Below are 26,448 nucleotides of genomic sequence, written 5' to 3' on the forward strand. Positions count from 1 at the left end.
TGCGATCGTAGGCGGTGAACTCGCCGATTGTGGGAGCGAACAGCCGGCCTAATCCTCGTCGTCTTCGTCAGGAACGATGTCGCTGAACGGTACCGTCATGACGTGCCGGGCATTTTCGTCCTTGATCTCGAAGGAGCAGATGAACCAATCACGCACGGCAAACGAGCGTGATCCGGCAACCAGGTCGCGGGCGGCTCGCAGCGCATGCTGGCGGGCCGCCTCGTCATCGGCGAGTTCATCCCCCTCTGGGTCCGTCGCAAGCTTGTCGCGCCCCTGACCGTAACGAAGGTTGAGGTAGTAACGGGGCATCTCACGCCCCCTCGATCAGGCGGGCATACTCGGCCTCTGGTGTGCCGTAGCCGCCTTCCGCCATCTCCTCCAAACGCTTGCGATCCAGCACTGTGATGCGACCGCGCCTGGCTCTTATGCAGCCGGTACCTTCCAACTGCTGCATGGCCAGGCTCACACCGGCCCGCCGGACACCCAGCATCATCGACAGGAACTCGTGCTTGAGTAGAAGCTCGTCACCCTCCACGCGGTCGTGGCACATCAGCAGCCAGCGGGCGAGGCGCGCCTCGATCTCCTGGCTGCCGTTGACGAAGGCTGTCTGCCGCGTCTGGATCATCTCCGTCAGGATGTAGCGTAGCATCAGCTTGCGCAGGGCGGGGCTCTCATCCACCGCCGTGCTCACGACCGTGGCGTCGATGCGCAGGCCGGCACCAGGCACCTGAATGAAGTGGTCATACGGGACCCGGTCCGATCCGAGAAGAACGGGGGTCGCGCCCACCAGGCCCTCCCAGCCGATAATCCCGACCTCCACCCGTCCATTCGCGTTCTCGGACGTGATCGAGGCGACCCCCGTTTCCATGAAGTGGAAGTGCTCGGTTCGGGCGTTGGGCTTGGTCAGAGTCTGCCCGGACTGCAAATCGACCGGCTCCAGATGCGGCTGAAGTTGGGTGAAGTCGGTGGCTGTCATGGCCTTCAGCAGGCGATTGTGCACGGCAGATTGTTCGACCTGAGCCATGGGCTTCTTGCCTCCATCTCGGAGCAAGAGCGCACCGTCTCTCAGCCGTCTGCGCTCGGAACCTCGTGCAGGCGATGGTTAGAGCATGGTGTAGGAACTTGGTATTTACAATGCCATTGACTGATATTGCGCCATCTGAAGTTATGCGCGGTACCGTACATTCCCAATGAACGATAGCGTACCGAGCAGTTTTGGTCGTTTACGCGCAATCCACTTTATGTTGTTAACTTAGGCGTAGAGCTTGCGCCCTTCAGGTGACAGGCGGTCGTTCCCTCCTGGAGCAGACGTGAACCTCACAGATCAACAGCCCCTCGTGCTTCTTGCCGAGGCCGATGCCATGATCGGCGCGGACATGAGCGATGCCCTGGAGCAGGCAGGCTACCGCGTCCTAGGGCCGTTCGGGACAACCCCCGAGGCTCTAGCTGGCCTGGAACAGGAGAGCCCCACGCTCGCGGTTGTGGACGTCAAACTCAGGGACGGCTTCTGCACCGCCCTGGGTGACGCGCTGCGCCAACGGGGCGTTCCTGTCGTGGTCCACTCCGGCTTCCAGTCCGATGAGCCCCGCGCGGTGGGCTTCCACGGTTCGCCTTGGCTCACCAAGCCGGCTTTGCCGGAGGATGTGGTGGCGCTGCTGGACGAGCTGTCCCCCTCTCGGACTGCCCCCGTCAGCATCGAAGCACCCCCATCGTTCCAGTCAGCCCAGGCTGCGGAAAGCCGGGGTAATCCGCTCGTGCGAAAGCTGGAAGGCTTCGTGTCCCTGTCGGATGCGGACAAAGCACTACTGGAGCGGATCAGCGCCTCATCGCGGGTCGTCCCGTCGCAGACCAATCTCGTTCGCGAGGGTGAGGCGCCCAAGGGCGTGTTCCTAATCCTGAAAGGCATGGCCTGCCGCCACAAGGCGCGAGCAAACGGGACCCGTCAGATCATGGCCTACCTTGTACCGGGTGACCTCTGCGATCTCGACGTGGCATTGCTCGACACGATGGATCACGCGATCACCACGCTGTCGGCCAGCAAGGTGGTCTGCATCCCGCCGAAGGTGATCGCCGAGGTGATGGAGCATCATCCCCAGCTCGCCCGAGCGCTCCGAATGAGCACACTGGTGGACGAGGCGACGCTGCGCGAGTGGCTGGTGAACGTCGGCTGCCGCTCGGCCCTGGAACGGGTTGCACACCTGTTCTGCGAGCTTCAGGTCCGGATGCAGGCAGTGAGCCTCGCCGACGGGGACAGCTACGACATGCCGGTCACACAGGCGGCCCTTGCCGACACCACCGGCATGTCGGTCGTGCACCTCAACCGCACGCTGCAAGAACTTCGCCGTGAGGGACTGATTGAACTTCAGCAGCGTCGAATGACGATCCTCGACCTTCCACGCCTCAGGGCGTTGGCCGAGTTCAAGCCGAACTACCTGCATCTGGGGGAGCGTGCTGCGGCATGAATTTCCGCCTCCAACCGGTGCAGGTCGCCGCGAGAAGCGACGACCAAGAGGGCCAGCTCGTCTTCGCCGATGGGTTCCTGGCTGCGGTGCTCGTACAGTTGTCCGAGCAGCACGGCGAGAACTGGGGCAAGTGGTTCCTGGAGGCGGGCTTCGGCCGCGCTTACGACTACAGAGCGCCGATCTTCGCCGATCTCGGTGAGGCGCAGGCCTGGATCAAGGCACGCCTTACTGGCACCGGAGAAGGCACCTCATAGCGGACACCTGACTGGGCCCGCTTTGCCGCAGTAGCGTTGTGCCGGCCTGGAACGCGGAGACGCGCCAAGTGCGCATCGTCTGCGCCGACCATCCGCCCGGTTGCGCCAATCCCCCCCCCTCGCGACGTAGCGCTCGTCCGCTCACGCGACCTGGACCGGCGCTGCGGTACGTCCAAGGAACTTCAGATCGCCCCGTACAGACCGTTCGAGATGAGATCGCACCGGCCCCATCCGCCAGACAGCACGACCGTCCACGATCGCTGCAGCGAAGACGCTGCGAATCGTGATCGAGGTGAATGTGAGTATCGAGCGTCCTGTTCTTGCTGGAACAGTAGAGGTATACATTGAAGTATTATTGTAAAAATCGGATTTTTAAGATATAGATACATCATATGTTTATAACATATATTACTTTCGCGATTCTCGAGCATATTCTGTATTTAGAAGAATTTGACCAACATATAGTACCGTGTAATAGAGAAAGAATAAATATCTCAAAGGAAGCATAAAATGCTTGGCCGCAGACGTGTGGAAAGAGAATCGTTCAACCTATCTGCACGGATTTTCATTCCTTTAGGCAGCAACCCGATCCGTTGCAATATCACAGATATCTCCTCCTTTGGAGCCTTTGTGAGCGCAAGTCGGCATACTATTGTTCCGGATCAGTTCGATTTGGCCATAGGTACTAGCCGTGTACCTAGAACATGCCGCTTAGCGCATCGGAACAAGAAAGGCTTTGGTGTTGCATTCATTGACCCTGTATATCAGGAGATAGAAACTATCCTCATTGATAACGTTTTCAAAGAGGAGCTAATTTTTAAAGCTGTATCACTAGGTAATATATCTTACCCGAGCGCAACATCTATACGACTAGGCAGTACATTAAACGCGATCATGGCTGTTATTGATCGTCAGCGGAACGATTGGACTTAAGCGTCGCGCTCGACAAGTTGATAGATCGTGCTGCCGATCGTGCTCACAAAAACCCGCTCTCCGAGTGCTCCTTGAATGCGTTCGCCCGCCGGATGTAGCCAACGACGGTCCGCGGGTCTCGGTGCCCTGACTGATCCATGATCCGGGCGAGGTCGGCACCGGCGACACCAGAGTGCCCAGAGAGTTAAAGGTCTGGTGAGTCAATGACAGCCGGTCCAATGCCGCTCTTGCAGGTGTGCGCCGCAGCAATTCTCAGGGGGTGTGTTATGATGATTTTTCAATGCAGCTGGGGTGGAACCAATCGCCCAGAAACCATCTTTTGATATGATTAGCCGTCTCAACTTAAAACTGACGGGCCTGCGCCAGCCTTGTTCGAGACCATTAGCAGAGCGCAAAATGCGACATCGGGATCACTGCGTACCCCTGTCCGGCCCGGACTCCGATCCTGTTCTCTACGGCGTAGCTCAGGGATTGGCTGAGCTGTTTCCACCTGTCGAGCTGACGCCGGTTCGTGATGACCAGGGTGAGCAGATCGATGAGGCAGACCCGCTCGCTGACGACGCTTGAAAGCAGACGGATAGAGATCGAGGTCTTCGATGCCTCGTTTCTACCTTCATCTGCGTAATGGCGACGATCTCGTCGAAGATCCAGACGAGTCAGACCTGCCCAACGCTGAAGCGGTGAAAGAAGAAGCTCGCACATCAGCGCGATATCTACTTGCAGAAAGGCTTCGCGAAGGCAAATTGATAGATGGTCAGCGATTTGAGATCGTAGACGAAGTAGAAAATTCATGCGCCGTAGTGGGGTTGAGAGAGGTCATTAGATTTTCTTAAACTGCGCAATGCTTAGTATACAGCTGGCTTGGGGAGCTATGACTGTGATTGGGCCCCTTTGGACCAATTTTTCTAGCTCAGGTCGTCAAACACCATTTAAGGTGGGTGTTCGTCGTGCGCTGGTAGAAGCGTTTCCGCTTGTCATGAATGACGCGATGCCAGCGCGAATGGAGCTCGCGCTTGAAGCCCTGGTGGCGCTCGATCCCGTAGGCGTGACAGATAAACCGAGAGAAGCTCTCGATAAAGCGAAGCTGACGGCCGCAGAGCGCTTGGCCAGCACGCCCTCTGCCGTGTAGGCCGCCTACGCCACCACTTCGCCCGTCCCCATCATTTCGGTGAGTACGCTGCTCAGGTAGGCGCCAAGGCGCTTGAGGGCAGCCTTATCGGGAGCATCAATCCAGAAGCCGATCAGACCCAACTTGCCCTCAAATCGACGAAGGACCGACTCGCCCATCAATGCCGCCTCCCGCTCGGTTTGTGCGAACAAGGTCCGCTGAATGCCAGCGGCGAGGATGGTGATTTCGTACGGCGTCACGCTTGGCATACCAGCCGAACGTGCTGCACTGCAAAATCGTTGCGTGCTTTGGCGTGTTACTTTTTTGGTTTTCAGGCCGCCTCGGCGGGCTCCGCATCGTGCAACGACGGCACGTAGGCGCACCACTGGCAGATGCCCATATCTGCCGCCCGCCTGTCATTCCGCTGTGAGCAGTGCGGGCACACCCTGAGTAGCAGTTTGAAGTCGGTCAGGACCCCCTGACCGCGTCCCCGGAATGTAATCTCGCCTTCAGGCAGCACTCTTGGCCTGGCGTATGCTGACATGCGGTCTCCAAATAGAGGCGAATTGCTTGCCATACAACCGGAGGTCGAAGCCGACCACCGAGCGCGAAAGGGGCGCGGCATGCGTATTTTGCATCATTTGATTAGTCGATTGCGGCAGCGCTTGGCGTAGCCCGGCCTAGATTTTTGAAAATGTCGATCATACTGATGGGGTCGACGTTGTAGGCCCGAGAAGCCGATCGTACTCGGCTTCCGGCATTCCGTAGCAGGCGCCCGCTTGAGCAAGCAGGTGCTCGCGGTCCTTGATGATGATGGTGCCACGCTTCGTTGCGATGACCCCAGCCCGTTCCAGAACGGCCATCGCCTCGCTGACACCAGTGCGGTTCACACCGAGCATCAAGGAAAGGAAGCGGTGGGTCGTCGATAGGTCGTCACCCTCAGCCCGATCGTGGCACATCAGTAGCCAACGGGCGAGGCGGGCTGCCAGCGTGTATCGTGCGTTGGCTAGCGCTGTTCCGGCCGTTTGCGCAGTGACGGTTTGAACATATCGAAGTAACCGTTCATTTATAGCTGCGGATTGAGGCAGGATCTCGCGGAAACTTGAGGCGGACATGACCCAGGCTGATCCTGCATTCTGTACCCGGCCATCAAAAGGGGCCTGATCGGCGCCAAGCAAGAGAGGAGTGCCAACGAGGCCCTCGCAGCCAACGAGCCCAATCTCAGCCTGTTCGCCATCGGGGGCTTGTGTGACGAGCGAAACGATGCCGCGTTCAATAAAATACAAACTGGTGATTGGGGTATCCGTCTGGATCAGCACGTCGCCCACAGCGAGCTTTTTTGGGGCGAGCCGGCCCCGAAGCAGATCGAAGTCGGATGGTGGTAGTCCGGCGAGCAAACGATTGCGGCACGAGGCCTGTCCAAGCTGTGTCACGGGCCGTCCCGAGAAGGGCGGGGGCACGAACCCTCAGCCGTGTGCGCCCGAAAGATTGCAAACGATGCGCGGCTTCTAGGGAAAACGCGGACGTTACGCAAATTTCTCATCAAATGACGATTTGAAATGTCGGAAATCCGACGTAGGGTCGTTGCGGTCGAACCCTCCCGAGGTGTGATGCAGCAGGTACTGACCCGGAAGCTGGAAGGCTTCGAGGACCTATCGGATGACGATCGCCGGGCCCTGGATGGCTTGGCGCCACGCATCCGGCAGGTCGATGCACGGGTCGATTTGGTCCGAGAAGGCGACGAACCCGAAAACGTCCATCTGATCCTTGACGGCCTCGCTTGCCGCTACAAAATGCTGCCAGACGGTAAACGCCAGATCATGGCGCTTATGGTTCCAGGGGACTTCTGCGACCTCAACGTGTTCATTCTCGACCAGATGGACCACAACATCGGTACGATCTCCGCGTGCCATGTCGTCGACATCCCGCGTCGGGCGATCGAGGAGATCACCGAGGCCCATCCGCAGATCACGCGGGCCTTCTGGTGGTGTGCCCTTGTCGATGAGGCGGTGCTGCGCGAGTGGCTCGTTAACCTTGGTGGTCGTACCCCGGAGCGACGTATCGCTCACCTCCTCTGCGAACTGTTGGTTCGGCTCGATGCGGTGGGAAAAGTCACGAACGACAGCTACCCCTTTCCGTTCACGCAGGTGGAGCTTGCCGATGCGATGGGCTTGTCCGCCGTTCACGTACACCGTACACTTCGCGAGCTTCGTGATCTCGGCCTAATCACGATCAAACGGCGGGTTCTGACGATCCACGATGTCGAGCAGCTCAAGTCGTTCTGTGGCTTTACGCCGAACTACCTCCACCTCAAGAACACGCGTTGGGGCGTACACCGGAGCGAACCGTGGCTGAACAAGCTACGGGGAAGCTAGGCATGGATGCGCGCGACAACGTTGAGACGTTGCTCGTGCTGCAGCCGATCTTAGTTGACACGGGCAGTCCGGATCGGGAAGGGCGTCTGGTCCTGGCAAACGGGCAGCTGATCGCGGTGCTGGTGCGTCTTGATACCCCCGACCACGAGATGGGCAACGGCTGGTTCGTGGAGGCGGCCTTTGGACGTCTCTTCAGAGTGTCAGCGCCGATCTTCGCCACGCTGGAGGAGGCCACGCGATGGCTGCGCCAGCACCGAAAACCATGACTGAAGCAGGATTGGTGCTGCAAAGTTCGCACGACGGCAGGACAGTCGAAGTAGCAAGTACGATCTTCATCGAACACCATACCGTGATGGCTGAACTGTCGCGGGATCAATCGCGTACAGCGCCTGTTGTCAAACGGTCCAGGATTTTCCTGACGCATCTCCATCGTCTGGAATTACAGTGATTAAAATTTTACTCGTCGCTGCTGTTGCGGCCGTTCCCTCTATACCTGCCTTCGCCCAGTATCAGGATGTGCCCGCGAGTACGGGTGGGGTCAGCCCCCGCGGCATGCCTGGTGTCGTGACCCACCAGCCAGGTTCGACTGGCGAGGAGGGCGCCGTTACTTATTCACCGACTGGACGTGCCGAGGATGGAATTTCGGACGACTCAGCGGCTTCCGGCAACGAGGGGCAGCCTTCACGCCTAGGCTCGACCGGCAGCGGTGGCGGAAGGTAGCACCTTCAGCACTATCAGTCTGCCGTTACCCTTCAGCCCGCCCGGCTCGCCGCGGCGGGTTTTGTATACCGCCAGGTGGGCAAGCTGCTGGGCAAAACGATCGGTCCGATAGGATCTGGCATCTTAAGTGATGAGACGTTCATACCAGGCGGGCCAAGCGTTCCTCCCATAAATGTCACGGAGAAGATTTCTGGATTTGTACCGCTCATTTGCGACAATCTCGTCAATTGATTATAATTCCACTAGATAAATCATATTTTTTGATCACTTATAATTTGTTAATCGAACCCATAAGGTCGCACGTCTGGACCTCTCGATCACGTTGCCTGTTCTGTTTCTACGTCCATCATATTTGGGCGAGCGAGGTTTACGGGTGACAGAACATACCTCTGGTCAGGACAGCCGCCAGGGCAAGCGTGGCAGACCAGCCCTCTATGTCTTGATCGTAAGCGTCGGATTGATGCTCACTTCCTTGGCTGGGCTGATGATTTGGCAGGGAGCGAACTCCCCTCCTGACTACGCCAGCCAGAGCCAAGCCGCGTCGCGGAAGCAGATCACCGGGTCCGAAAGCGGTAGATCGGATTTCACGTCATCGGCGAACAGCAGTGGTGTGCCTGGTGGCAATCCAGCCTATCTGCAGCCAGCCGTACGCAGGGCCAACCCATGAAATTGGCCAAGACGACGATCGCGGATGTAGCCGAAATCGCGGTGCTCGCGCGCGCCAAGCGTACCTTCCAAAACAATGGTTTGGGAGACCGAATGTGGGGAGACCCCGGCGCTGCAAATGAGCCTCCGCTCAGCGAAGCTTTTCTTCTGAGCGACGATCAACGTGCTGACTTCATCGCAGCCGCACGAGCGGAGATCGAGGCCGAGAATGGCTCTTCGCTTCATGCAGACGCAAGCGCCTCTTTATCGAAGGCGAAGCCATGAGTTTCGGTATCAGCGCGCTGTACGGGAGCCGCGACGATGCGCAGTCGGCGAAAGGCACGTTGATCGCATCCGGCATCCCCGAGGGGGCGATCCGGCTTATCGTTTGCCCTTCCATACCTCCGGTCGGCTGCAGCGAGCCTGGAGAGCCGACCCCTGCCGACGGCGCGCTTCACAGACAGCTTCGCGAAATCGGTCTGCCGGATGAGGCGTGGGGATCTTACTGCGCGAAGCTGGCCGGCGGAGGAGCGATGCTGAACCTCCACGTCGAGGAGGCGGAGGTTGAACGTGTAATGGGCATTCTAAAGGACCATGGCTCGGTCGACGTGGAGCAACGTGTCGCGACTTGGGACTTGGAAGGCTGGGGCGGTACGTCGCCGGTCTCGACCGAGGGGTGGGGTGGCTACTCGGCAACTTCGACGGGTGGCACGAAAATCACTGCCAGCCAGGACTAGCACCATGGCGCAGATACGCCCCCAATCCGAAATGTCCGACCTCGATGCGGTGCGTCGTTATGCGATGAGCGTTATCACTCAGTCTCAAGGTGAAGCTTTGGAGATGAGAGCGATCACCCTCGCCCTTCTCGGGGGGATCATGTGGCGTGGGGTGCCAGGTTCGACTACAATGACCCAGAACGCAGAAGGCAGAAACGCTATTCTTACGACCACTCTTGGAGATCGACGCCTAACATTTAGTTATGATGAGCTGACAGAATAGAACCCGCACGCCTTCGAGACCCATCCCCAGCCCGCGCAGGCCCTGCGTCGGGACCCGTCATCACGCCCAAAACCGGAGCCCGTCATGTCCCTCCTCGCTTGGATCGTCCTCGGCCTGATCGCCGGCTTCATCGGCAGCAAGATCGTCAACAACACCGGACAGGGCCTCGTCGTCGACATCCTGCTCGGCGTCGTCGGCGCGGTCGTCGGCGGCTTCCTGTTCAACCAGTTCGGCGAGCCCGGCGTGTCGGGGGTCAACCTCTACAGCCTGCTCGTCGCCATCGTCGGCGCCGTGATCGTGCTGTGGCTCTACCACATCGTCATGGGCCGTCGCCGGGTCGTCTGAACCCACCGCGCCCTTTCAGCTTTCCGAGCTCAATACTTAGGAGATCCACCATGGCCACCGTTACCGAGTCCACGCCCGTATCCCCCGGACGCCCAACACCCGAACGCGCCGTCGTCGACCGCGAGCTGCCGCAGACCACGGTGGTCACGCCGGCCGAGGACATGCGCACGATGATGCTGCATTCGGTCTCCTGGGGTGCCGTGCTTGCTGGAGCCACCGTGGCCCTGATCTCGCAGGTCATCCTCAACATGCTGGGGCTCGGCATCGGCCTCTCGACGGTCGATCCGATGGGTGATGGCACCCCGGCGGCGAGTTCGCTCGGCATCGGTGCCGGCCTGTGGTTCGTCGTCTCCGGCGTGCTGGCAGCCGTCGCCGGCGGCTACTTCGCTGGACGCCTGTCCGGTAAGCCCTCGACCTCGACGGCGGGCTATCACGGCCTCCTCGCCTGGGCGGTCTCGACCCTCGTGGTGCTGTACATGCTGTCGTCGGCCGCCAGCGGCATCGTCAGCGGCGCCCTCGGCATGGCCTCCTCGGCCATCGGCGGGGTCGGCAACGCGATGGGCGGCTCCGTCTCGACCCTGGCGCAGGCCGCCCGCCCGTCGCTGACCAAGGTCACCGACCCGTTCTCGAACATCGAGTCCAATGTCCGCAACGGCACCGGATCCGATCCGGCCGCGCTGAAGGACACCGCGGTGACAGCGATGCGCGCCGCCGTCTCGGGTGACGGCGCACAGCAGGCCGCCGCCCAGGAGAAGGCCGCTGTGGCCCTTTCCAAGGCGCAGAACATCCCGGTCGAGCAGGCCCGGACCCAGGTCGCGCAGTACACCCAGCAGTTCAAGGAGACCGTTGCCTCGGCCAAGGAGCAGTCCAAGCAGATCGCCGACGCCACGGCTCGCCGTGTCTCCCAGGGTGCGCTGTTCGGAGCCCTCGCGCTGATCTTCGGGGCGCTCGCCTCCTTCTTCGCCGGCCGCGGTTCGGCCATTGATCCGACCGTCACACGCACCGCCCCGAATACCCTGACCCCGCGCCGGGCATGAGCGTCGGCGATCCCGCCGCGACCGAGCCCCACGGGCTCGGGACGCGCTTCGGCACCGCGGCGGAGGTCGCCATCGGCGAGGAGGCGGTCCTCCCGCTGATCGAGGAGACCGCGCGCATCGAGAAGCGTGCAGTCGAGACCGGACGGGTCCGTGTCAGCACGCGAACCGACACCCTCGACCAGGTCCTGCGCGAGACTCTGCGCAGCGACATGGTCGGGGTGACCCGGGTGCCAGTCAACCGGACCCTAGCCGAGGGCGAGGCACCCCCGGTGGTCAGGACGGAGGCCGGGGTGACCATCATCCCGGTGCTGGAAGAGATCCTCGTCGTCGAGAAACGCCTTGTCCTGAAGGAGGAGGTGCACATCCGCCGGACCACGGCGGGCGAGGACGTCGAGATGCCGGTGACGCTGCGCAGGCAGCACGCCGTGATCGAACGCGTGTCCCCCGAGGGGCCCGTCACGGAACAGGCCACCACGCACCCGTCCCAGGAGCCGACATCATGACCCAGACCATCACCGCCATGTACGACACCCACCCCGAGGCGGTCGCTGCCCAGGGCAAGCTCGTCACTCTCGGCATTCCCGCCGGCGCGATCAAGCTGATCTCCGGCACCCAGGCCGGCACGACCGGAACCACGACCAAGGCCGACGAAGGCATGTGGGGCTCGATCAAGGACTTCTTCATGCCGGAGGAAGACCGCCACGCCTACGGCGAGGGCCTGAATCGCGGCGGCACGATGCTGAGCGCCGAGGTCGACGACGCGCACGTCCACGCCGCCTCCGATATCCTGGAGGAGCACGGCTCGGTCGATCTCGACGAGCGCGAGGCCACTTGGCGCAAGGAAGGTTGGGACGGTCGCGCGACCGGTTCCACCACCGGGACCGCCCCGGTTGCCGCCGCAGCCCTCGGCGAGGGTGCGATTTCATCCGATCACGCCGCCACGCCCCGCGAGACCGGCCTGCACTCAGCCGGTCCGTCCGAGGCCGCCGCCGCCCACGGTACCGCCACCGGCACCGATTACATCCCCGTAGTCGAGGAGCGCCTCAACGTTGGCAAGCGCATGGTCGACAGCGGCCGGGTCCGGGTTCGGTCCTACGCCGCCGAGAAAAACGTCAGCGAGAACGTCACCCTCCACGACGAGACGGTGAGCGTCGACCGCCGCGTCGTCGACCGCGCCGTCACCCCGGGCGACATGGCGCTCTTCGAGGACAAGGTCATCGAGGCGACCGAGATGCGTGAGCAGGCGGTAGTGTCGAAGGATGCCCGCGTCGTCGGCGAGGTCGGCATCCGCAAGGATGCGGGCCAGCGAGTGGAGACTGTCACCGACAAGGTCCGTCACACCGAGGTCGAGGTCGAGGACGGTCGCGGAACGGTCAGCCGTACCGGCACCACCGGGACCACGACGGAGACCACCCCTCGCAAGCCAGTCTGAAGCGATCACGTCCGGGACCGGTTCGAGCCGGTCCCGGCTCCGTACGGTCCCACGTCCACCTTTCGCGAAAGCCCCGTTGCCGTGACCAAGCTCCGTCACCTCGTCGTGTTCGCGGCCGTCGCATCGTCATGCCTCCCGCTCGGCGCACAGGCTCTTGAGAAGACCGGTTCCAGGGCGTCGCTGAAATCCTTCTGCTCCGCCGACTATGCCCGTCTCTGCAACGGCCTCGACCTGAACGGACCCGAGGTTGTCGCCTGCTTCCGCAGGAATGCCCGGGAGGTCTCGCCAAGCTGCCGCGCGGCCATCGCCGACTACGTCGAGATGGCTTCCGAACAGTCCGTTCCCTCGCGGTAGTGGTCGCTCGCCTGCCCGGTCCACCCCCCATCCCGAAGGAAACACCATGAAGATCCTGACCACCCTGACCGTCGCGACGGCGATGACGCTTCTTGGCGTTGGCCTCGCCTCGGCGAAGCCATGTGCGGTCGGAACGACCACGAACAGCACCGGCCAGAAGGGCTCGGCCGACGCTTCCTCGAAGGTCGATGGGGACGCGACCACGAAGGTCTCGCCCGGTGCCAAGGCCGAATCCCCCGGGACGGTCGGGGCGATGAACAACGTCGGCTCGAATGCGACGCCCTCTGCCAACGAGGCGAAGCCGCCCGAGGGCAAGGTGGTGAAGCCCGGCGACGACGACTGCTGATCGGCACGACGACCCCTCTCACCGGAACGGAGACATCCAATGAGTGACGGCTTCCCCTCGATGACGGCTCTGCTCGGCCTGTTGGCCGTGGCGGGCTTCCAGAACCGGGACAAGATCCAGGAGATGCTCGGCGGAGCCGGCCACGGTGGTCCCACAACCCCAGGCGCGCCCGCCGGACAGGGCGGGATCGCGGGACAGGGTGGTCTCGGTGGCCTGCTCGTTAATCTCGGAGGAGCCCTCGGGGGTTCCGGTGCCGGCGGCCTGCTCAGCGGCGGCCTCGGCCAGCTCGTCGACCACTTTCGTGAGAACGGCCACGGAGAGGCCGCCGATTCCTGGGTGAACCATGGTCCGAACGTCGAGATGAAGCCCGACCACCTGAGGTCGGCCATCGGTTCCGACGTCCTCGATACGCTGTCGCGGCAGACCGGCCTTTCGCACGACGACCTTCTGTCCAGGCTCTCGCGCGAGCTGCCGTCCGCGGTGGACCGCTACACCCCCGACGGTAGGCTGCCGTTCTCGGTCGCCGGCATGCCGGTGTGAGGAACGCCCCGGTCAATCCCGTCAGCTTCGAGGATCGGAACCGACCGGCCACCACGTTCGCACCGGGGCACGTAAATCCCCGTCACGGGAGGGACAGATGTCCGGAAACGCGCACGCCAAGGCCGCTGAACACCACGAGGCGGCGGCGAAGTCACACCGGAAGGCCGCTCGACACCTCGACGCCGGCAACGAGGAGAAGGCCGCCGAGCACGCCTTGAAGGCCGACGACCGGGCGAAGAAAGCCAACCAAAGCTCGATGAAGGCGCGACCCGAGAAGGCCACGTCGAAGAAGTAGTCAGTCCCTTGGTGTCGGCTCGAAGCGCGCTTGACGCGGGCCGGCTCAACCTTGAACCGAACGGAGATAGATCATGGACGAGAACCGCATCACCGGTGCCGCCGAGGAACTCGGCGGCAAGGTCCAAGGCGCCGTCGGCGACGTCACCGGCGACCGCGAGACCCAGGCCAAGGGTACGGCCAACGAGGTCAAGGGCGCCGCTGTGAACCTCGTCGGCCAGGCCAAGGACGCCGTTCGCGACATTGCGGGACAGGCAAGCGACCTCGCCGACAAGGCGATCAATAGGGGTCAGGACGCATTTCCGGAGGCCGAGCGTGCCTACCGCCAGGGTGGCGATGCCGTCGCGCAGTATGCCAAGGAGTCCCCGCTGATGTTGGCGGCCATGGCCGGAGCCATCGGATACCTGCTCGCGATGGTGATCCACGGCCGTCGCTGAACGGTCGCCGTCCGGGGCTAGGCTTACGATTGGCGTGGTCACCGACCGGTGACGAGACGATGGGGACCTTCCGATGCCACCCCTGCGAACCCTGATCCATGACGGGTCGAACGATGACCGCTGGTACCTATGCGCGGTGGCAACCCAATCGATGTGTACGTCTTCCACGAGCCGAACGGGCCATCCGGCGGCGGGCCTTCCCGCATCGAGCTCGCAGCTTTCCTCGCCGCGGCGAACGGCTCCCCCGAGCAGTGCGCCCTCCTCGGTATGATCGATTCCCTTGTCAGGAGTGATCGTGCCGGTCTCGCATCGAGCAGCCCCACCCCCGAGCCGGGCGCCGCCGGTGCCGAACCTACCCCTGGCGAGGCTGCCTCGTCGATCTGATCCGTTCCCTCCAACGTCCGCGAGACCGCCATGGCCATCGACTACCGTTCCGAGCTCCGCAGGCCCCTCGCGTTCAGCCTCGCCGTCGTGGCGGCGGTCCTCCTGGTCTGGCTCGTCGTGGCCTCTATCGCCGGTGGGCGGCAGAGAACGGCAAGGGACCACCGCATCCAGGACCTGGAGACGCGGCAGGTCGCGCTGCAATCGGATCTCGACCAGCAACGGGCGGCGGCGGGTACACTCGACGGGCTCAAGGCGAGGATCGCATCAGCCCAGCAGCAGGAGCGGGATATCACCCAAGCCAGCGAGCAGGCCAAGGCGAGGGCCGCGAGCCTGGCGACGGAACAGCAGGCCGCCCAGCGCAAGGCCAGCGAGGCGAAGGCTACCGCGGAAGCCGAGATGATCAAGCTTACCGGGCTGCAGGTCCAGGTTACTCAGGCGGAGCAGAAGCTCGCGCCGATGAAGGATGCCACCACGGCCGCCGAGCAGGCCGCGACCGCCCGGACCAAGGAACTGGCTGACGTCGGGCGCCGGCTGGAGGAGACGCGCCAGCAGGAGGCGAAGCTTCGGTCCGACATCGCCGCCATGTCACAGGAGGCGACCGCCAAGACCGCCGACCTCGCCAAGGCCGAGGAGAGCCAGCAGAAGGCGCGCGACGGCTCTGCGGCCGCGCAGAAGGAGCTTGCGGATGCCCGCGCCGCGACTGAGCAGGCGACGAAGCAGAAGGCCGACCTGGAGCAGGCGGTCGCAGGTCTGACCGCCAATCGCGAAAAGCTGGCGAGCGACGTCTCTCAGGCTGGCCAGCAGGTGCAGCAAGCCAAGGATGGGTTGGCTGCGACGCAGAAGGAACTCGCCACCGCGCAGTCCGAGCGGGACCGGGTGATCGCCGAACGGAGCCAGGCCGAGCAGGCCGTCCAGAAGCTGGCTTCCGACCGCGACGGTGCGACCTCGGCGCTGGAGGCGCTGCAGAGGAGGCAGGCCGACGCCCAGGCGCAATTGGCAACCCTGACCGAGACGCTGGCCACCCGGAACAAGGAGATGGCAGCCCTCGAGGACCGGATCGGGACGACCCGGCAGGAGCTTGCCGCGGCCCAGGCTAAGCTTGCAGTGGCGCCACAGCAGCTCTCAAACCAGCCACCAGCCATGACGGTGCATCCCGGCCCATCCCAGACGCAAGCGCCTGCCGTCGCTCCCAAGGCCGAATGAATCCCTTGGGATACGGCCTGGGCCGTCTTCGATCAGTTGGAGCGGCTCGGCATCGATATGGCGGGCGTCGCCACTACCCTGAAGGCCAAGGCCATCGCCTCGTTCGAGGCGAGCTGGGACGAGCTCATCGCCTTGGTCACCGGGCAACTCGGACGGGCCGGCGCCGGCGTCATGCCGGCGGATGGTCCGCCCTTTGGTATGGCTCTTGAGCCTGGAGGACGGACGAGATGGCAAAGCACCCGAAGCCCGAGGAGATTGTTGCCAAGCTACTGCAGAGCGGCTATCGCGGCCCATTTAATGCGTGGGGTAATCGCCATCACGACGCCAAGTACTGAGCGCCTATCGCCTGCACCGCTTGCATGAAACGTTCGCGGGCAGCGGGATCGGCCCCGCCGAGGTAGGTCTGTACAAGCGTAAGTAAGGTCAAGACCTGTTGATCCAGCATCAATGGACCGTAGAACTCTGATGCTGGCACGCCGAGGGCGTCAGCTATCCGGCGCAGGTTCCGTTTCATCGTCGCGTCGCCGTCCATCGCGATCTGGGCTCTAACATCGTCGCCCATGCGCGCTTCCTTCGCCCTATCTGGCTCTTCCGCGGACACGGGATGAGCTGTCTGACCCGCTGTTAGGACGACGGCCGCCCCTGATACACAACCACAAAACGAAATCTTTGTCATTTATGCAAGCACGGAGTACGGATTTGTCCGGCACAGTCCGGCTGCCCGCATACGAGATGGCAAGATGGATCGGCGGTTCCACAGTTCAGTGGCCACGTCCGGGGGGATCGGGGGGTCGCACGAGCGACTGCACGCTGCCCTCGAAGCCTCCTGCGTCGTCGGTACCTGGGATCTGGATCACGTGCGCCAGGTCATCGTCTACGACGTCGGTGCGGCGCAGCTGCTGACCGGAGATCCGGACCTCGCCGAGAAAGAGCTTACCGGGCCGATCTCTATTGCGGCTGTGCATCCTGCCGACCATGCTTGGCTGATTGATCATGTTGGAGAGGTAACCCGGGAGGGTGGCCTATTCCTGGTTGAGTACCGTGTCCTGGCTGACGACGGGGCCGTTCGATGGCTCCTCAGCCGTGGGCGCACCTATCTATCTGAAGCTGGGGACCCCTTGCGCACGTGCGGGATCCTGATCGACATCACCGAGATGCACGATGGCGATGACCGCTACGTCGTTAGCGGTTCGGGTGTAAGCGACGACCCGCTGGAGCGAGCGATTGATCTCGCCCTAGCACTCAAGAAGACACTCGGCCCCGACATGCCCGCTGGGGTTCGGGCAGCGACGGATTTACTATTGATCAGCCTAGGGCAGACGCTCGCCCGGATCGGACGTCATTGAGCGACTACCAACAGCAGGCACAACCAGAGTCCGGGAAGGGTCGGAAGCTGAATGACCCGCTTGGGTGGAATTGAGACTGCCTGCTTTCAAATGCCGAGCCGTGGAAGCGGACATCGCCTTCCCGCACGACGCTCACCGGCACTGCGGGCTCGTCGCTGATATCACCACCCGGCCCAGTGGCTCCCAGCCGTGGGGGTGCGAGGAGCGCGACGGATCGCTGTCCATGACCTCAACCGACCGCTCTCGAAGCTTCGCGCACCTGGCGCGTGGCAGTGTCGACCTGCTCGCTCGCACGGGCAATCGCATCCATGCCGCCGGCGATCGTCGTCACCCCCTGGGCTGCCGTGTGCATGCTGCCCGACATCTCACGGGTGACGGCCGACTGCTCCTCAACCGCCGCAGCAATCGCCGCAGACACCTCGTTCAGTGCTCGGATCGTGCTCTGGATCGAACCGATTGCGCTCACAGCCTCGCACGTGGCCACCTGAGTAGCGGCGATTTGCACCCTGATTTCATTGGTCGCCCTGGCAGTCTGCTCGGCCAGAGCCTTCACCTCGGCAGCCACGACTGCGAAGCCCTTACCGGACACGCCAGCCCGCGCCGCCTCGATCGTGGCGTTAAGAGCCAGCAGGTTGGTCTGCGAGGCGATGCCCTGGATCATCGTGACCACGTCGCCGATCTGCGCAGCCTGCTCGCTCAGGCCCTCGACAATGCCAACAGTGTGGCGCGCCTGCTCGACCGCCTCGCCGGCCATTAGCGCGGCGTAGCTGACCTGTTGACTGATCTCGGAAACGGAGGCCGACAACTCCTCCGACCCCGAAGCCATGGCTTGGACGTCGCTGGAGACCTGTCCGATCGTTCCGACGGCATCGGCCGTCTGCCGCGTCACGGCCTCAACCGCGGAGCCAATCGCGTCGAGATCCGCACCGATCGCGCGTTGCGCCTCGACCCTGCGCTGCCGGTCCTGCACCTGTTCGGTGATGTCGGTAGCGAACTTGACGACCTTCAGCACCGTCCCGTTTGCGTCGGTGATCGGGTTGTAGGTCGCCCGGATCCAGACTTCGCGGCCGCCCTTGGCGATGCGGCGAAACTCGCCAGCGGCAAACTCGCCGCCTTTCAACCGGTCCCAGAAGCCGCGATAGACCATGCCCGACCGCTCGACGTCATCCACGAATAGACTGTGATGACGGCCCTGGATCTCCTCAAGCCGGTAGCCGACCGCATCGAGGAAGTTCTGATTGGCGTCGAGGACTGTGCCGGTTGGGTCGAAGGCGATGACTGCCTGCGAGCGGTGAAGGGCGGCGATCTGACCATCGCTATCCAGCGCGCGAAGCTTCTGTCCGGTGATGTCAGTGGCGATCTTGACGATTTTGAAAACACGACCGGACCGGTCTCGAACGGGGTTGTAGCTCGCCTGGATCCAAACCTGACGCCCGCCTTTGGCGATGCGCTTGAACTCGGCGGCCCTGTAGGTCCCGCAGCGCAGAGCATCCCAGAATGCGCGGTATTCGGCGCTGTCTCGTTCAGCCGGATCGATGAATAAGGTGTGATGCTGGCCCTGGATCTCGGCCAAGCTGTAACCCATGGCGTCGAGAAAGTTGGGATTAGCGGCAAGGATGATCCCGTCCAGCCGGAACTCGATGATCGCTTGAGACAAGCCGACCGCGTCCAGGGTTGCTCTAGCGTTGTTATTGCGTATTGCGAACACGGCTCGGCCTATCAATTGATAAAATCAAAGCTATTTGATCACCAATTGGTTAAAGGCAGTTAAACGGCCCCCAATCGACAATAACTTATCTGAGATCGGGAGTGTTTTGGGAAATAGAAGATAGTCAGCGCCAACGTTCAAGGCTGACTAACCACAGGTTGTATTTTCATGACGCTTCATGCAGACCCGCCCTTCGGATGGTCTGATGACCTACCGCGTGGCCGTCGAACGTCTACTGGTGTGAAAGCAATCTATATCGGATTGTAAACAAGTTGGATCATAGACGGAACGTTCGCTTTCGGATGATAGAGTAAGGTCCGGTTGACACCCAACTCGGACATCGATCCTATCAGGTTCGATGTCAGTAACCCGACCGTTTTCTCGGCATGCATGGCCTTATCTGGCAAGGTATGAGAAGGGCGGGAACAGACCCTGACCCATCGCCCTGAAAGGCGCGTTCCGCCTCCGACTCGATCCGGTGGTTCGGACTCCTGGAGCCGATCCCGCGAAGCAGACGTTGATATGAGTTCGACGCTGATGCTACCGAGCCGTCCTCGCCCTTCTCAGGCTGTGAGATCCCTCAGCCTTTCGGCTAGGCTTGCCGACGCCAAGTCGCCGCGATTAAGGATCTGGCTCGCGCCGCGAAGCTTGTTTCGGTCGTCCGCCGAGAACTCCCGACCCGTCAGCACGATCACCGGTATGTCCGAGCAGCCGGGCAAGGCTCGAACGCCCTCTAGGAAGCCGAAGCCGTCCAGCACGGGCATGTTCAGGTCCACGATTACCACGTCCGGCTTGGCATTGGCCGCTTGCCGCAGCCCCTCCTCGCCGTCCGAGGCTTCCACGACCGACCATCCGTCATCCTCCAGGGTGGAGCGCATCGCCATGCGGGTCATGGCCTCGTCCTCGACCAGGAGCACGGTGCCGCGCTGATCCGTCTGGGCCAGCCTGAACTGATTCACGATCTTGCCGAACCGCGACCAGTCGACCGGCTTCAGCATGTAGTCCGAGGCGCCGAGGGAAGCCGCCAGCTTGCGCTGATCGACGGAGGTAACCATCACGACTGGGATCGGCGCCAGCGTCTCGTCGGTCTTGATCTGGCTCAGGACCGACCATCCGTCCACGCCCGGCATCATCACGTCCAGCAAAATGGCCCGCGGCCTCAGCTTCCGGGCAAGGTCAAGCCCGTTCTTGCCGTTTGTGGCCGTCCGTACCCGGAAGCCCTCGCGATGGAGGAACCGCGTAGTGAGTGCGAGCTGGTCCGTATCGTCGTCGATGACCAGGATAATGTCGCCCTCCGCCTCACCGTCGCCGATGACATCCGGATCGGGCAAGGCCTGCTCGTCGACGGGGGGGACGTAGGCCGCCGGCACGGAGAACGTGAAAGTGCTGCCTTCGCCGGGCACGCTTGAGACCGTGATTGTCCCAGAGAGGATGTCGGCGAAGGCACGCGTGAGCGAGAGGCCGAGGCCGGTTCCGCCGAAGTTGCGGGTGGTGGAGGCATCAGCCTGCTCAAAGCGCCGGAACAGGCGCGACACCTGTTCGGCCGTCATGCCTATTCCGGTGTCAGAGACGGAGAACGATAGCTGGTCGCCACCCGAGGCGTCCGTGATGCGGGAGGCAGCAACCGTGATGGTACCCCTCTCCGTGAATTTGGCCGCGTTACTCAGAAAGTTGAACAGCACCTGTCGCGTCTTTGTCAGGTCGGAATGCATCCAGCCCAGCCCAGGGGCAAATTGCATCTCCAGGGTGTTGCCCTTCTTGCCGACCAGCGTGGCGACCGAACCGGCGACGTCGCGCAGCATGCCCTCCACCTCGAAATCCTCGGCGTAGACTTCCATTTTTCCGCTCTCGACCTTGGAGAGGTCCAGCACGTCGTTGATAAGCCCGAGCAGGTGGCGGGCGTTACGCTCGATCTTTCCGATGTCGGCCACGAGGTCCGACGCCGCACAGCCGTCTGCGATCTCCTCGCCCATCATCTCGCTGTAGCCGATGATGGCAGAAAGTGGGGTGCGGAGTTCATGGCTCATGTTGGCCAGGAAGTCGCTCTTCGCCGTGTTGGCCTGCTCAGCTGCTTCCTTGGCGGTCTCCGCCGCCGCATGGGCGTCGGTCAACGCCGCCTCTCTGTCAACGAGGATGTGGTTTGCCGCGTTGAGCCTCTCCAGCGTTGCTTCGTTCTGCACGACGGACCGGCGCAGGGCATGGCAGATCCACACCATAGTCGCGCCGACCGTCACGTACTGGCACAGCAGGGCCACGTCGACACTGCTGAGCATCCCGTCACGCGTGTAGAACCAAGCGGCGATCAGGGTGGACAACGACAGTGCCAACGTCCCGGCACCCCAGCCGAAGGCCAGGGTGACGACCAGCAGGACCGGAATGTAAAGCAGGAACGGTGCGACATGGGCTGGGGCCAGGAACCGAACGAATGTCATTGCCCCGACGAGCAGCAGCGTGACACCGTAGTCGGCGACCGGCGAATGACGTCGGCGGGCGACCGTCCCGATCAGTTTGTGCAAGCTGCTCATGGGACGTAAGTGTCACGACCCAGGTGCTTTGGGAAGCGATCGGAACCTGACATTGCCCACGCCAGCAGAACGAACGCCGTCACAAAATAATGGCTTCTGAGGTTATGCGACCGGTCTCGGCGTAACGCGTTTTGACGTAAAGTGTCCTATCGTCGTCACATGAATGACCGTGCACGTTTCCAGCCTAGTTCCCTCGAGCAAGCCAGCAGAAATCTATTTTTCTTGGATTTTAGTCCTGTGGCTTCGCATGTCCGATATCCGACTGTTTTCCCGACACATACGGCTGCATGCAGCAAGGTCCGCTATGGATGGAGGCCGTGTGAGAACGCAGATCCCTCAGGTTCAAGGCGAATGTCCTGAGAGTGTCGCAGAGCGAAGCGGTGGCCTTCAAGCCCGGATGGCCGCCATGAGCGGACCGACCCAGAAGATCTGGATCATCCGCTTCATGTTGTAGGCCAGAACCTGCAGGCTCATCTCGGTTCTGACCTTCGCCAAGCTCCGGATCAGGAAGTGGGTGGCGCCCATCCAGGCCTTCAGCGTGCCGAACGGGTGCTCGACGGTTTGGCGACGGATCTTCATCGCATCCGGCATCCGGTCGAGCCGCGCCTGCATCGCGTCGAGGACGCCCTCGCGCACCCAGCGTTTGACAAGCCGCGTCTCCGCCGGCGTGCAGCGGGGCTTGAGCGCGCAATCGCGACAGGCCGTCAGGTTGCGGTAGTGGTCCATCTCCTCGCCCTCGGCCTGGCGATCGGACCGGGCGAGCCCCTTGGTCAGGTGCTGGCCGGCGGGACAGGTGTAGTGATCCTGTTCGGCGTCGTAGACGAAGTCCTATCCCGTGAAGAGGCCGCGCTTGGCATGGCCCATGGTCAGGGTCTTCGGCACGCAGGGCAGCACCCCGGTGCCTTCGCAGGCCAGGACCTGCTCGCCGTTGAGGTAGCCCCGGTCGGCCAGCACCGTGAGCGTGTCGCATCCCGTCGTCGCCTGCGCCAGAAGCCCCATCGGCGCGAGTTGCGCCCGGTCGTTCCCGATGTTGGTCACGTCGTGCCCCACGATCAGGTGATGCTCGGCATCCATGGCCGCCTGAACGTTGTAGCCGACCATGCCGGTGCCCTTGCCGCTGGTCGCCATGGGGCGCGCGTCGGGATCGGTCGGTGAGACCTAGCGATCGGGCGCAGCCTCGACCTGCCGGCCTCTCGCCTGGAGAACTTGCATCTGCTTGCGCAGGTCCGCGATCTTCTCCCTGAGCCGCGTCGTGCGCGCCTCGGCGATGTCGCTCGGCTCGCGGTCGGCCCGGTCCAGCGCCGCGAGGTAACGGCCGATGCTCGTCTCGACCTGCGCCAGCCGAGCTTCGACCTTGGCGGCGGTGAAGTTCTTGTCGCGGTTGTTGACGGCCTTGAACTTGCTGCCCTCGATCGCGACGACGGCCTTGCTGAACAGGTCCAGCCGGCGGCACAGCACCACGAACTGCGCGCAGGCGGCCTGGATCGCCGGGCCATTGTCTTTATGGAAGTCGGCCAGCGTCTTGAAGTCGGGCATCAGCCGACCGGTCAGCCAGATCAACTCGATGTTGCGCTGGCTCTCGCGTTCGAGGCGCCGGCTCGACGGGACGCGATTGAGGTAGCCGTAGAAACAGATCTTGAGCAACGTCGCCGGATGGTAGGCGGGACGGCCCGTTGCCTCCGGCACAGCGCCCGCGAAGCCGAGCGTTGTCAGATCGAGCTCATCGACGAACACCTCGACGAGGCGAACCGGATTGTCGGCGGTGATATAGTCGTCCAGGCAATCGGGAAGCAGCGTGATCTGATGACGATCCTCACCTGCGATGAAGCGCTTCATCCCGACCTCGAAGATCGGGGTTTACCCTATCAGATCAGCGCGTTTTCACACAGCCTGGGTGGCAAGCGGACGCTGGGCCTCCGCCCCGAAGGCAGATTGGGTGGATGGCTCCCGCTCCGACTGACGGTATCTCGGTGCCAAGATGTGGTTGCTGTCAAAGCAGCAGCCACGCAGATGCAGGAGCCATCCCCATGGAGATCACCACCGTCGGCATCGATCTGGCCAAGAGCATTTTCCAGGTTCACGCCGTTGATGCAGCTGGGCACGTCGTCGTTCGCAAGGCGCTACGCCGGGCGCAGGTCGTGCCGTTCTTCGCCAAGCTGCCTCGATGCCTGCTCGGCATGAAGGCGTGCGGAACGTCCCATCACTGGGCCCGGGAACTGACGAAGCTCGGCCATGAGGTTCGGCTGATGCCGCCCGCTTACGTGAAGCCGTATGTGAAGCGCGGTAAAACCGATGCGAACGATGCCGCTGCCATCTGCGAGGCGGTGACGCGCCCGAGCATGCGCTTCGTGCCGGTGAAATCGACCGAGCAGCAGGCAGCACTGGCGCTGCACAGGACGCGCGACCTGCTGGTCAAGCAACGTACGCAGTTGGTGAACATGATCCGCGGCCTGCTCGCCGAGTTCGGGATCGAGATGGCGCGGGGCCTGCGGCACGCGCTCGAACTGGCAGCCCGGCTCTCGGCCGGAGACGCAGCCGAGGTGCCACCACTGGCGCAACGCGTGGTGACCGGGCTGGCCGATCAGATCGGCGCCGTACAGATCCATCTCACCCGGCTGGAGAAGGAGTTGTTGGCCTGGTATCGGGACAGCGACCTGTCACAGCGCCTGGCGACGATCCCCGGTGTCGGCATTGTCTCGGCAACGGCGCTGGCCGCCTCAGTGAGCGAGCCCGAGCGCTTCCGCTCCGGTCGGCAGTTCGCAGCTTCGTTGGGGCTGACACCGCTGCAGAACTGCAGTGGCGGCAAAGAGCGCATGGGCCGGATCTCGCGCATGGGCGACCGCTATCTGCGCCGCCTGCTCGTGGTCGGCATGACCTCTCTGGTCCGGCGCGCGAAGGCTGCGCCGACGTCGGTCGACCCACGGCTGCCGGCGCTGCTCCAGCGCAAGCCAGTGCGCGTGGTAACCGTTGCGGCGGCCAACCGCACCGCACGGGTCGCCTGGGCGATCATGACCCGCGGCGGCACCTACCGCGCACCAGCGGCCACGGCCGCCTGACAGCAGGAAGGGGAGCACTTTTCCGAGTTGCGAGGACGATGAGAGTTGATGGCGAACCGGTCAGACCGGGAGCCGGGACACCCCGCTGAATGTCCAAGGCATCATAGCCCGCAAAGCAGAGTGGGACCCAGCTCGCAGATACCATCAGGGCCAGCAGTCACATGAACGACTGCATCAACAGGCCGGACACAAGACTGCACCCAACCAACGCGTCAGAAGCTCAATTCGCCGCTTGCAATGCGGGAGCCATCCACACAGGACGTTCTGGTTCCGACCCAAGCCGGTCACAGAACTCAATTTAAGCCGTGCCCGAAAGCGGTCGTTCGACTCACCCTTGTTCAAGCCGCTTTCGCCCATGACGGCCATCCACGGCGTGCACCTATCGTCCTGAAAGCAGACCTCGCTCGTCGTGCCGGCAGGCGGTGTCGATGGAGGAACTTCGCCTCCACCACCTGCTTTCCAAACCGAGCGCGCAACGTTCGGCATCGGGACGACACGAATGCCGCGGGTAGACGATTTTCTGTCGTTGCCCCGATCCACCCCGCAGCCCTTGAAGACACGGGACAAGCGATGAAATTCCACTGGGGACCGCACACCTGCGCGATCGGCATCCACATCCTGCTGGAGGAGATCGGCAAGCCCTATGAGAGTGTGAAGATGGATGTCGCCGGCGGCGAGGCCGGACGAGAGCCGTTCAAGGCGATCAACCCGAAGGGCAAGGTCCCCGCCCTCGTGCTCGCCGACGGGACGATCATGACCGAGTACGGCGCGATCGCCACATGGCTGGCTCGCACCAACCCGGACAAGGCGTTGATCCCCGCCGATCCGGAAGCGGAGCGTCGGGGCATCGAGGTCATGGACTACGCCATCGGTACGCTGCATCTGCAAGGGTTCGGACGGCTGTTCAAGACGGCGAACTACGAGCCGCAGGACATGCTGCACCAGACGCTCAAGCTCGGGCAGACCTCGGTGAAGGAACAGGGTCGCGCGATCATCGACGAGGCTCTGGCTATCCTTGATCGGCAGATGGCATCCCGCCCTTACGTCGCAGGCGATGCGTTCACGATCGGCGACAGCGCGTTATTCTACGCAACACGCTGGGCGCCGCAGGAGGGCATCGCACTCCCATCCAACCTCGCCGGGCATTACGAGCGCATGATCGCACGGCCGGCCGTGACGCGGGTGCGCAGGATCTGGGGCGAGAAGTGATACAGCGGCACCTTTCAGCCGGCTGTTTGGGTGGCGGCCTTCTGTTTATCGAATTTGTGGCCCGATAGCGGACCGACCGTAAAACACCCGACCCGATCGTCCCGACCCAACTCAGCTGCCGTTCGGCCCCCATCAGTAATCGTCCACTCCCTCGAACAGTCCGCGGAAGCGGCTTCGATCGGCTCGACGAAATTCATCATCATCAGCCCAGGGATTCCCTGATCCCTCTTGGCATAGCGGCGTAGTCCGCCCGCAGCGTCAGCCGGTAATGTTAGCTCGGCCGCAGCTTACCCTTCATCCTCTCTAACCCTTACAACGTCTTCAGCTTCCGGGGCCGGATACCGATCTGATCAGCTATAGCCCGGCTATGTAAAGCATGACGAGGCCGGCGGCGGTATCGACGGTCCAGTGTCCCGCCTCATGCCCTGATCGCGCTGGTAGACCACGATATCAGCGCCTAGCTAGCTGATGCTTCTGCCGACATCTCGCGTGGCGTAGCCAAGCGCAAGCGTTCAACTGCCCCGGAGGAACTGCTGAGCGGGGGCGGTCTTAAAAGGGTAAGCACCTATCGAGCGCATCCCGCGCGGTGCTTCTCAGACCCCGTTTCATAAGGGGTGCGCGAGCCGTCTGACGAGGATCATAGCGGCCGCCAAGACAAAGAAGGCGAGCGCCGAGGACGGGGTCGCCTCGTAGTCGCGGGCAAGCCTGCGGCATCGGGCGATCCAGCCGAAAGTCC

The 26,448-nt window shown here is 62.7% G+C and carries 30 protein-coding genes and 2 pseudogenes; 23 read left to right on the forward strand and 9 right to left on the reverse strand.

The genetic code is table 11. From position 1 onward, the window contains the following. Positions 1 to 48: 48 nt before the first annotated feature. Together MKK68_RS19745 and MKK68_RS19750 are read right to left on the reverse strand one after the other, a co-directional pair. Positions 49 to 309: a DUF6894 family protein gene (locus MKK68_RS19745; RefSeq protein WP_244032503.1), complete on the reverse strand. Its 261-nt coding sequence runs from the start codon at positions 307 to 309 to the stop codon at positions 49 to 51. 1 nt (position 310) lies between these two features. Next, positions 311 to 1,024, reverse strand: a complete 714-nt coding sequence (locus tag MKK68_RS19750; RefSeq protein WP_244032506.1) for a Crp/Fnr family transcriptional regulator — start codon at positions 1,022 to 1,024, stop codon at positions 311 to 313. 286 nt (positions 1,025 to 1,310) lie between these two features. Here MKK68_RS19750 and MKK68_RS19755 point away from each other — a divergent pair, with 286 nt between their 5' ends. The 5 genes from MKK68_RS19755 to MKK68_RS19770 all read left to right on the forward strand — a co-directional run bounded on the left by MKK68_RS19755 (position 1,311) and on the right by MKK68_RS19770 (position 4,778). After that, positions 1,311 to 2,462 carry a helix-turn-helix domain-containing protein gene (locus tag MKK68_RS19755; RefSeq protein ID WP_244032507.1) on the forward strand — a complete coding sequence of 384 codons (1,152 nt, stop codon included), beginning with the start codon at positions 1,311 to 1,313 and terminating at the stop codon, positions 2,460 to 2,462. Further along, complete coding sequence (locus MKK68_RS19760) at positions 2,459 to 2,716, forward strand: hypothetical protein (protein WP_244032509.1); 258 nt, start codon at positions 2,459 to 2,461, stop codon at positions 2,714 to 2,716. Before MKK68_RS19755 ends, MKK68_RS19760 begins: the two co-directional genes overlap by 4 nt. A 510-nt stretch (positions 2,717 to 3,226) precedes the next feature. Beyond that, positions 3,227 to 3,649 (forward strand): PilZ domain-containing protein, encoded by a 423-nt coding sequence (locus tag MKK68_RS29950; protein WP_409567277.1) that lies wholly within the window; start codon positions 3,227 to 3,229, stop codon positions 3,647 to 3,649. 596 nt (positions 3,650 to 4,245) lie between these two features. Further along, positions 4,246 to 4,482 carry a DUF6894 family protein gene (locus MKK68_RS19765; protein WP_244032510.1) on the forward strand — a complete coding sequence of 79 codons (237 nt, stop codon included), beginning with the start codon at positions 4,246 to 4,248 and terminating at the stop codon, positions 4,480 to 4,482. Positions 4,483 to 4,625: 143 nt separating this feature from the next. Further along, a complete protein-coding gene (locus tag MKK68_RS19770) occupies positions 4,626 to 4,778 on the forward strand; it encodes a hypothetical protein (RefSeq protein ID WP_244032512.1) in 153 nt (50 codons plus the stop codon). 5 nt (positions 4,779 to 4,783) lie between these two features. Here MKK68_RS19770 and MKK68_RS19775 read toward each other — a convergent pair whose 3' ends face one another. Together MKK68_RS19775 and MKK68_RS19780 are read right to left on the reverse strand one after the other, a co-directional pair. Next, positions 4,784 to 5,017: a hypothetical protein gene (locus MKK68_RS19775; protein WP_243948723.1), complete on the reverse strand. Its 234-nt coding sequence runs from the start codon at positions 5,015 to 5,017 to the stop codon at positions 4,784 to 4,786. A gap of 441 nt (positions 5,018 to 5,458) precedes the next feature. Then, positions 5,459 to 6,190 (reverse strand): Crp/Fnr family transcriptional regulator, encoded by a 732-nt coding sequence (locus tag MKK68_RS19780; RefSeq protein WP_244032515.1) that lies wholly within the window; start codon positions 6,188 to 6,190, stop codon positions 5,459 to 5,461. A gap of 177 nt (positions 6,191 to 6,367) precedes the next feature. On the opposite strand from MKK68_RS19780, the gene MKK68_RS19785 reads away from it, so the two are divergent. The 15 genes from MKK68_RS19785 (at position 6,368) to MKK68_RS19860 (ending at position 15,868) form a co-directional block, all read left to right on the forward strand. Next, positions 6,368 to 7,132 carry a Crp/Fnr family transcriptional regulator gene (locus tag MKK68_RS19785; RefSeq protein WP_244032517.1) on the forward strand — a complete coding sequence of 255 codons (765 nt, stop codon included), beginning with the start codon at positions 6,368 to 6,370 and terminating at the stop codon, positions 7,130 to 7,132. Positions 7,133 to 7,134: 2 nt separating this feature from the next. After that, positions 7,135 to 7,398: a hypothetical protein gene (locus MKK68_RS19790; RefSeq protein WP_244032519.1), complete on the forward strand. Its 264-nt coding sequence runs from the start codon at positions 7,135 to 7,137 to the stop codon at positions 7,396 to 7,398. Continuing rightward, positions 7,371 to 7,580 (forward strand): hypothetical protein, encoded by a 210-nt coding sequence (locus tag MKK68_RS19795; protein WP_244032520.1) that lies wholly within the window; start codon positions 7,371 to 7,373, stop codon positions 7,578 to 7,580. Before MKK68_RS19790 ends, MKK68_RS19795 begins: the two co-directional genes overlap by 28 nt. A 935-nt stretch (positions 7,581 to 8,515) precedes the next feature. Beyond that, entirely contained in the window at positions 8,516 to 8,782 is a 267-nt protein-coding gene (locus MKK68_RS19805) for a hypothetical protein (protein ID WP_244032524.1), read from the forward strand. Next, positions 8,779 to 9,234, forward strand: coding sequence for a hypothetical protein (locus MKK68_RS19810; protein WP_244032526.1), 456 nt, complete (start codon positions 8,779 to 8,781; stop codon positions 9,232 to 9,234). Before MKK68_RS19805 ends, MKK68_RS19810 begins: the two co-directional genes overlap by 4 nt. A 346-nt stretch (positions 9,235 to 9,580) precedes the next feature. After that, positions 9,581 to 9,841 (forward strand): GlsB/YeaQ/YmgE family stress response membrane protein, encoded by a 261-nt coding sequence (locus MKK68_RS19815; protein WP_243971503.1) that lies wholly within the window; start codon positions 9,581 to 9,583, stop codon positions 9,839 to 9,841. Positions 9,842 to 9,891: 50 nt separating this feature from the next. Continuing rightward, positions 9,892 to 10,878, forward strand: coding sequence for a PhnA-like protein (locus tag MKK68_RS19820; protein WP_244032527.1), 987 nt, complete (start codon positions 9,892 to 9,894; stop codon positions 10,876 to 10,878). Beyond that, positions 10,875 to 11,381 carry a YsnF/AvaK domain-containing protein gene (locus MKK68_RS19825; protein ID WP_244032528.1) on the forward strand — a complete coding sequence of 169 codons (507 nt, stop codon included), beginning with the start codon at positions 10,875 to 10,877 and terminating at the stop codon, positions 11,379 to 11,381. The genes MKK68_RS19820 and MKK68_RS19825 overlap by 4 nt, the downstream gene beginning before the upstream one ends. Further along, a complete protein-coding gene (locus MKK68_RS19830) occupies positions 11,378 to 12,310 on the forward strand; it encodes a YsnF/AvaK domain-containing protein (protein WP_244032529.1) in 933 nt (310 codons plus the stop codon). Before MKK68_RS19825 ends, MKK68_RS19830 begins: the two co-directional genes overlap by 4 nt. 81 nt (positions 12,311 to 12,391) lie before the next feature. Further along, entirely contained in the window at positions 12,392 to 12,664 is a 273-nt protein-coding gene (locus MKK68_RS19835; protein ID WP_244032530.1) for a hypothetical protein, read from the forward strand. A 46-nt stretch (positions 12,665 to 12,710) separates the two neighbouring features. Beyond that, the gene (locus tag MKK68_RS19840; RefSeq protein WP_244032531.1) at positions 12,711 to 13,010 is read left to right on the forward strand and encodes a hypothetical protein; all 300 of its coding nucleotides are present in this window, start codon (positions 12,711 to 12,713) and stop codon (positions 13,008 to 13,010) included. A 39-nt stretch (positions 13,011 to 13,049) separates the two neighbouring features. Continuing rightward, positions 13,050 to 13,550 carry a YidB family protein gene (locus tag MKK68_RS19845; RefSeq protein WP_244032532.1) on the forward strand — a complete coding sequence of 167 codons (501 nt, stop codon included), beginning with the start codon at positions 13,050 to 13,052 and terminating at the stop codon, positions 13,548 to 13,550. A 97-nt stretch (positions 13,551 to 13,647) separates the two neighbouring features. After that, positions 13,648 to 13,845 carry a hypothetical protein gene (locus tag MKK68_RS19850; protein ID WP_244032533.1) on the forward strand — a complete coding sequence of 66 codons (198 nt, stop codon included), beginning with the start codon at positions 13,648 to 13,650 and terminating at the stop codon, positions 13,843 to 13,845. Between the two features lie 73 nt (positions 13,846 to 13,918). After that, entirely contained in the window at positions 13,919 to 14,281 is a 363-nt protein-coding gene (locus MKK68_RS19855; RefSeq protein WP_244032535.1) for a CsbD family protein, read from the forward strand. Between the two features lie 414 nt (positions 14,282 to 14,695). Then, entirely contained in the window at positions 14,696 to 15,868 is a 1,173-nt protein-coding gene (locus MKK68_RS19860) for a chromosome partitioning protein ParA (RefSeq protein WP_244032537.1), read from the forward strand. A gap of 316 nt (positions 15,869 to 16,184) precedes the next feature. Here the strand turns inward: MKK68_RS19860 and MKK68_RS19865 are convergent, their stop codons facing one another. After that, a complete protein-coding gene (locus tag MKK68_RS19865; protein ID WP_244032538.1) occupies positions 16,185 to 16,430 on the reverse strand; it encodes a hypothetical protein in 246 nt (81 codons plus the stop codon). Positions 16,431 to 16,725: 295 nt separating this feature from the next. On the opposite strand from MKK68_RS19865, the gene MKK68_RS19870 reads away from it, so the two are divergent. Continuing rightward, entirely contained in the window at positions 16,726 to 17,214 is a 489-nt protein-coding gene (locus tag MKK68_RS19870; RefSeq protein ID WP_243985242.1) for a PAS domain-containing protein, read from the forward strand. A 229-nt stretch (positions 17,215 to 17,443) separates the two neighbouring features. Here MKK68_RS19870 and MKK68_RS19875 read toward each other — a convergent pair whose 3' ends face one another. The 3 genes and pseudogenes from MKK68_RS19875 to MKK68_RS19885 all read right to left on the reverse strand — a co-directional run bounded on the left by MKK68_RS19875 (position 17,444) and on the right by MKK68_RS19885 (position 23,283). After that, positions 17,444 to 18,871, reverse strand: coding sequence for a PAS domain S-box protein (locus MKK68_RS19875; protein ID WP_244032539.1), 1,428 nt, complete (start codon positions 18,869 to 18,871; stop codon positions 17,444 to 17,446). 614 nt (positions 18,872 to 19,485) lie between these two features. Further along, positions 19,486 to 21,447 carry a response regulator gene (locus MKK68_RS19880; RefSeq protein ID WP_244032540.1) on the reverse strand — a complete coding sequence of 654 codons (1,962 nt, stop codon included), beginning with the start codon at positions 21,445 to 21,447 and terminating at the stop codon, positions 19,486 to 19,488. A gap of 387 nt (positions 21,448 to 21,834) precedes the next feature. After that, a pseudogene (locus MKK68_RS19885) lies at positions 21,835 to 23,283 on the reverse strand (IS1182 family transposase). Between the two features lie 191 nt (positions 23,284 to 23,474). Here MKK68_RS19885 and MKK68_RS19890 point away from each other — a divergent pair. Together MKK68_RS19890 and MKK68_RS19895 are read left to right on the forward strand one after the other, a co-directional pair. Continuing rightward, entirely contained in the window at positions 23,475 to 24,503 is a 1,029-nt protein-coding gene (locus tag MKK68_RS19890) for an IS110 family transposase (protein WP_244032541.1), read from the forward strand. A gap of 570 nt (positions 24,504 to 25,073) precedes the next feature. After that, the gene (locus MKK68_RS19895; RefSeq protein WP_244032542.1) at positions 25,074 to 25,712 is read left to right on the forward strand and encodes a glutathione S-transferase family protein; all 639 of its coding nucleotides are present in this window, start codon (positions 25,074 to 25,076) and stop codon (positions 25,710 to 25,712) included. 605 nt (positions 25,713 to 26,317) lie between these two features. Here the strand turns inward: MKK68_RS19895 and MKK68_RS19900 are convergent. Further along, positions 26,318 to 26,448: pseudogene (locus MKK68_RS19900) on the reverse strand (IS5/IS1182 family transposase); the annotation flags it as partial.

Source organism: Methylobacterium sp. E-016 (assembly GCF_022829745.1).
In the GTDB taxonomy this organism is placed as follows: Bacteria; Pseudomonadota; Alphaproteobacteria; order Rhizobiales; family Beijerinckiaceae; genus Methylobacterium.

Coding starts and splice junctions, on each gene's coding strand:
- MKK68_RS19825 (WP_244032528.1), top strand. CDS start 10,875: ATGAGCGTCGGCGATCCCGCCGCGACCGAGCCCCACGGGCTCGGGACG.
- MKK68_RS19790 (WP_244032519.1), top strand. CDS start 7,135: ATGGATGCGCGCGACAACGTTGAGACGTTGCTCGTGCTGCAGCCGATC.
- MKK68_RS19805 (WP_244032524.1), top strand. CDS start 8,516: ATGAAATTGGCCAAGACGACGATCGCGGATGTAGCCGAAATCGCGGTG.
- MKK68_RS19840 (WP_244032531.1), top strand. CDS start 12,711: ATGAAGATCCTGACCACCCTGACCGTCGCGACGGCGATGACGCTTCTT.
- MKK68_RS19765 (WP_244032510.1), top strand. CDS start 4,246: ATGCCTCGTTTCTACCTTCATCTGCGTAATGGCGACGATCTCGTCGAA.
- MKK68_RS19830 (WP_244032529.1), top strand. CDS start 11,378: ATGACCCAGACCATCACCGCCATGTACGACACCCACCCCGAGGCGGTC.
- MKK68_RS19745 (WP_244032503.1), bottom strand. CDS start 309: ATGCCCCGTTACTACCTCAACCTTCGTTACGGTCAGGGGCGCGACAAG.
- MKK68_RS19895 (WP_244032542.1), top strand. CDS start 25,074: ATGAAATTCCACTGGGGACCGCACACCTGCGCGATCGGCATCCACATC.
- MKK68_RS19820 (WP_244032527.1), top strand. CDS start 9,892: ATGGCCACCGTTACCGAGTCCACGCCCGTATCCCCCGGACGCCCAACA.
- MKK68_RS19850 (WP_244032533.1), top strand. CDS start 13,648: ATGTCCGGAAACGCGCACGCCAAGGCCGCTGAACACCACGAGGCGGCG.
- MKK68_RS19750 (WP_244032506.1), bottom strand. CDS start 1,024: ATGGCTCAGGTCGAACAATCTGCCGTGCACAATCGCCTGCTGAAGGCC.
- MKK68_RS19890 (WP_244032541.1), top strand. CDS start 23,475: ATGGAGATCACCACCGTCGGCATCGATCTGGCCAAGAGCATTTTCCAG.
- MKK68_RS19815 (WP_243971503.1), top strand. CDS start 9,581: ATGTCCCTCCTCGCTTGGATCGTCCTCGGCCTGATCGCCGGCTTCATC.
- MKK68_RS19785 (WP_244032517.1), top strand. CDS start 6,368: ATGCAGCAGGTACTGACCCGGAAGCTGGAAGGCTTCGAGGACCTATCG.
- MKK68_RS19860 (WP_244032537.1), top strand. CDS start 14,696: ATGGCCATCGACTACCGTTCCGAGCTCCGCAGGCCCCTCGCGTTCAGC.
- MKK68_RS19855 (WP_244032535.1), top strand. CDS start 13,919: ATGGACGAGAACCGCATCACCGGTGCCGCCGAGGAACTCGGCGGCAAG.
- MKK68_RS19810 (WP_244032526.1), top strand. CDS start 8,779: ATGAGTTTCGGTATCAGCGCGCTGTACGGGAGCCGCGACGATGCGCAG.
- MKK68_RS19795 (WP_244032520.1), top strand. CDS start 7,371: ATGGCTGCGCCAGCACCGAAAACCATGACTGAAGCAGGATTGGTGCTG.
- MKK68_RS19880 (WP_244032540.1), bottom strand. CDS start 21,447: ATGAGCAGCTTGCACAAACTGATCGGGACGGTCGCCCGCCGACGTCAT.
- MKK68_RS19770 (WP_244032512.1), top strand. CDS start 4,626: ATGAATGACGCGATGCCAGCGCGAATGGAGCTCGCGCTTGAAGCCCTG.
- MKK68_RS19760 (WP_244032509.1), top strand. CDS start 2,459: ATGAATTTCCGCCTCCAACCGGTGCAGGTCGCCGCGAGAAGCGACGAC.
- MKK68_RS29950 (WP_409567277.1), top strand. CDS start 3,227: ATGCTTGGCCGCAGACGTGTGGAAAGAGAATCGTTCAACCTATCTGCA.
- MKK68_RS19865 (WP_244032538.1), bottom strand. CDS start 16,430: ATGGGCGACGATGTTAGAGCCCAGATCGCGATGGACGGCGACGCGACG.
- MKK68_RS19845 (WP_244032532.1), top strand. CDS start 13,050: ATGAGTGACGGCTTCCCCTCGATGACGGCTCTGCTCGGCCTGTTGGCC.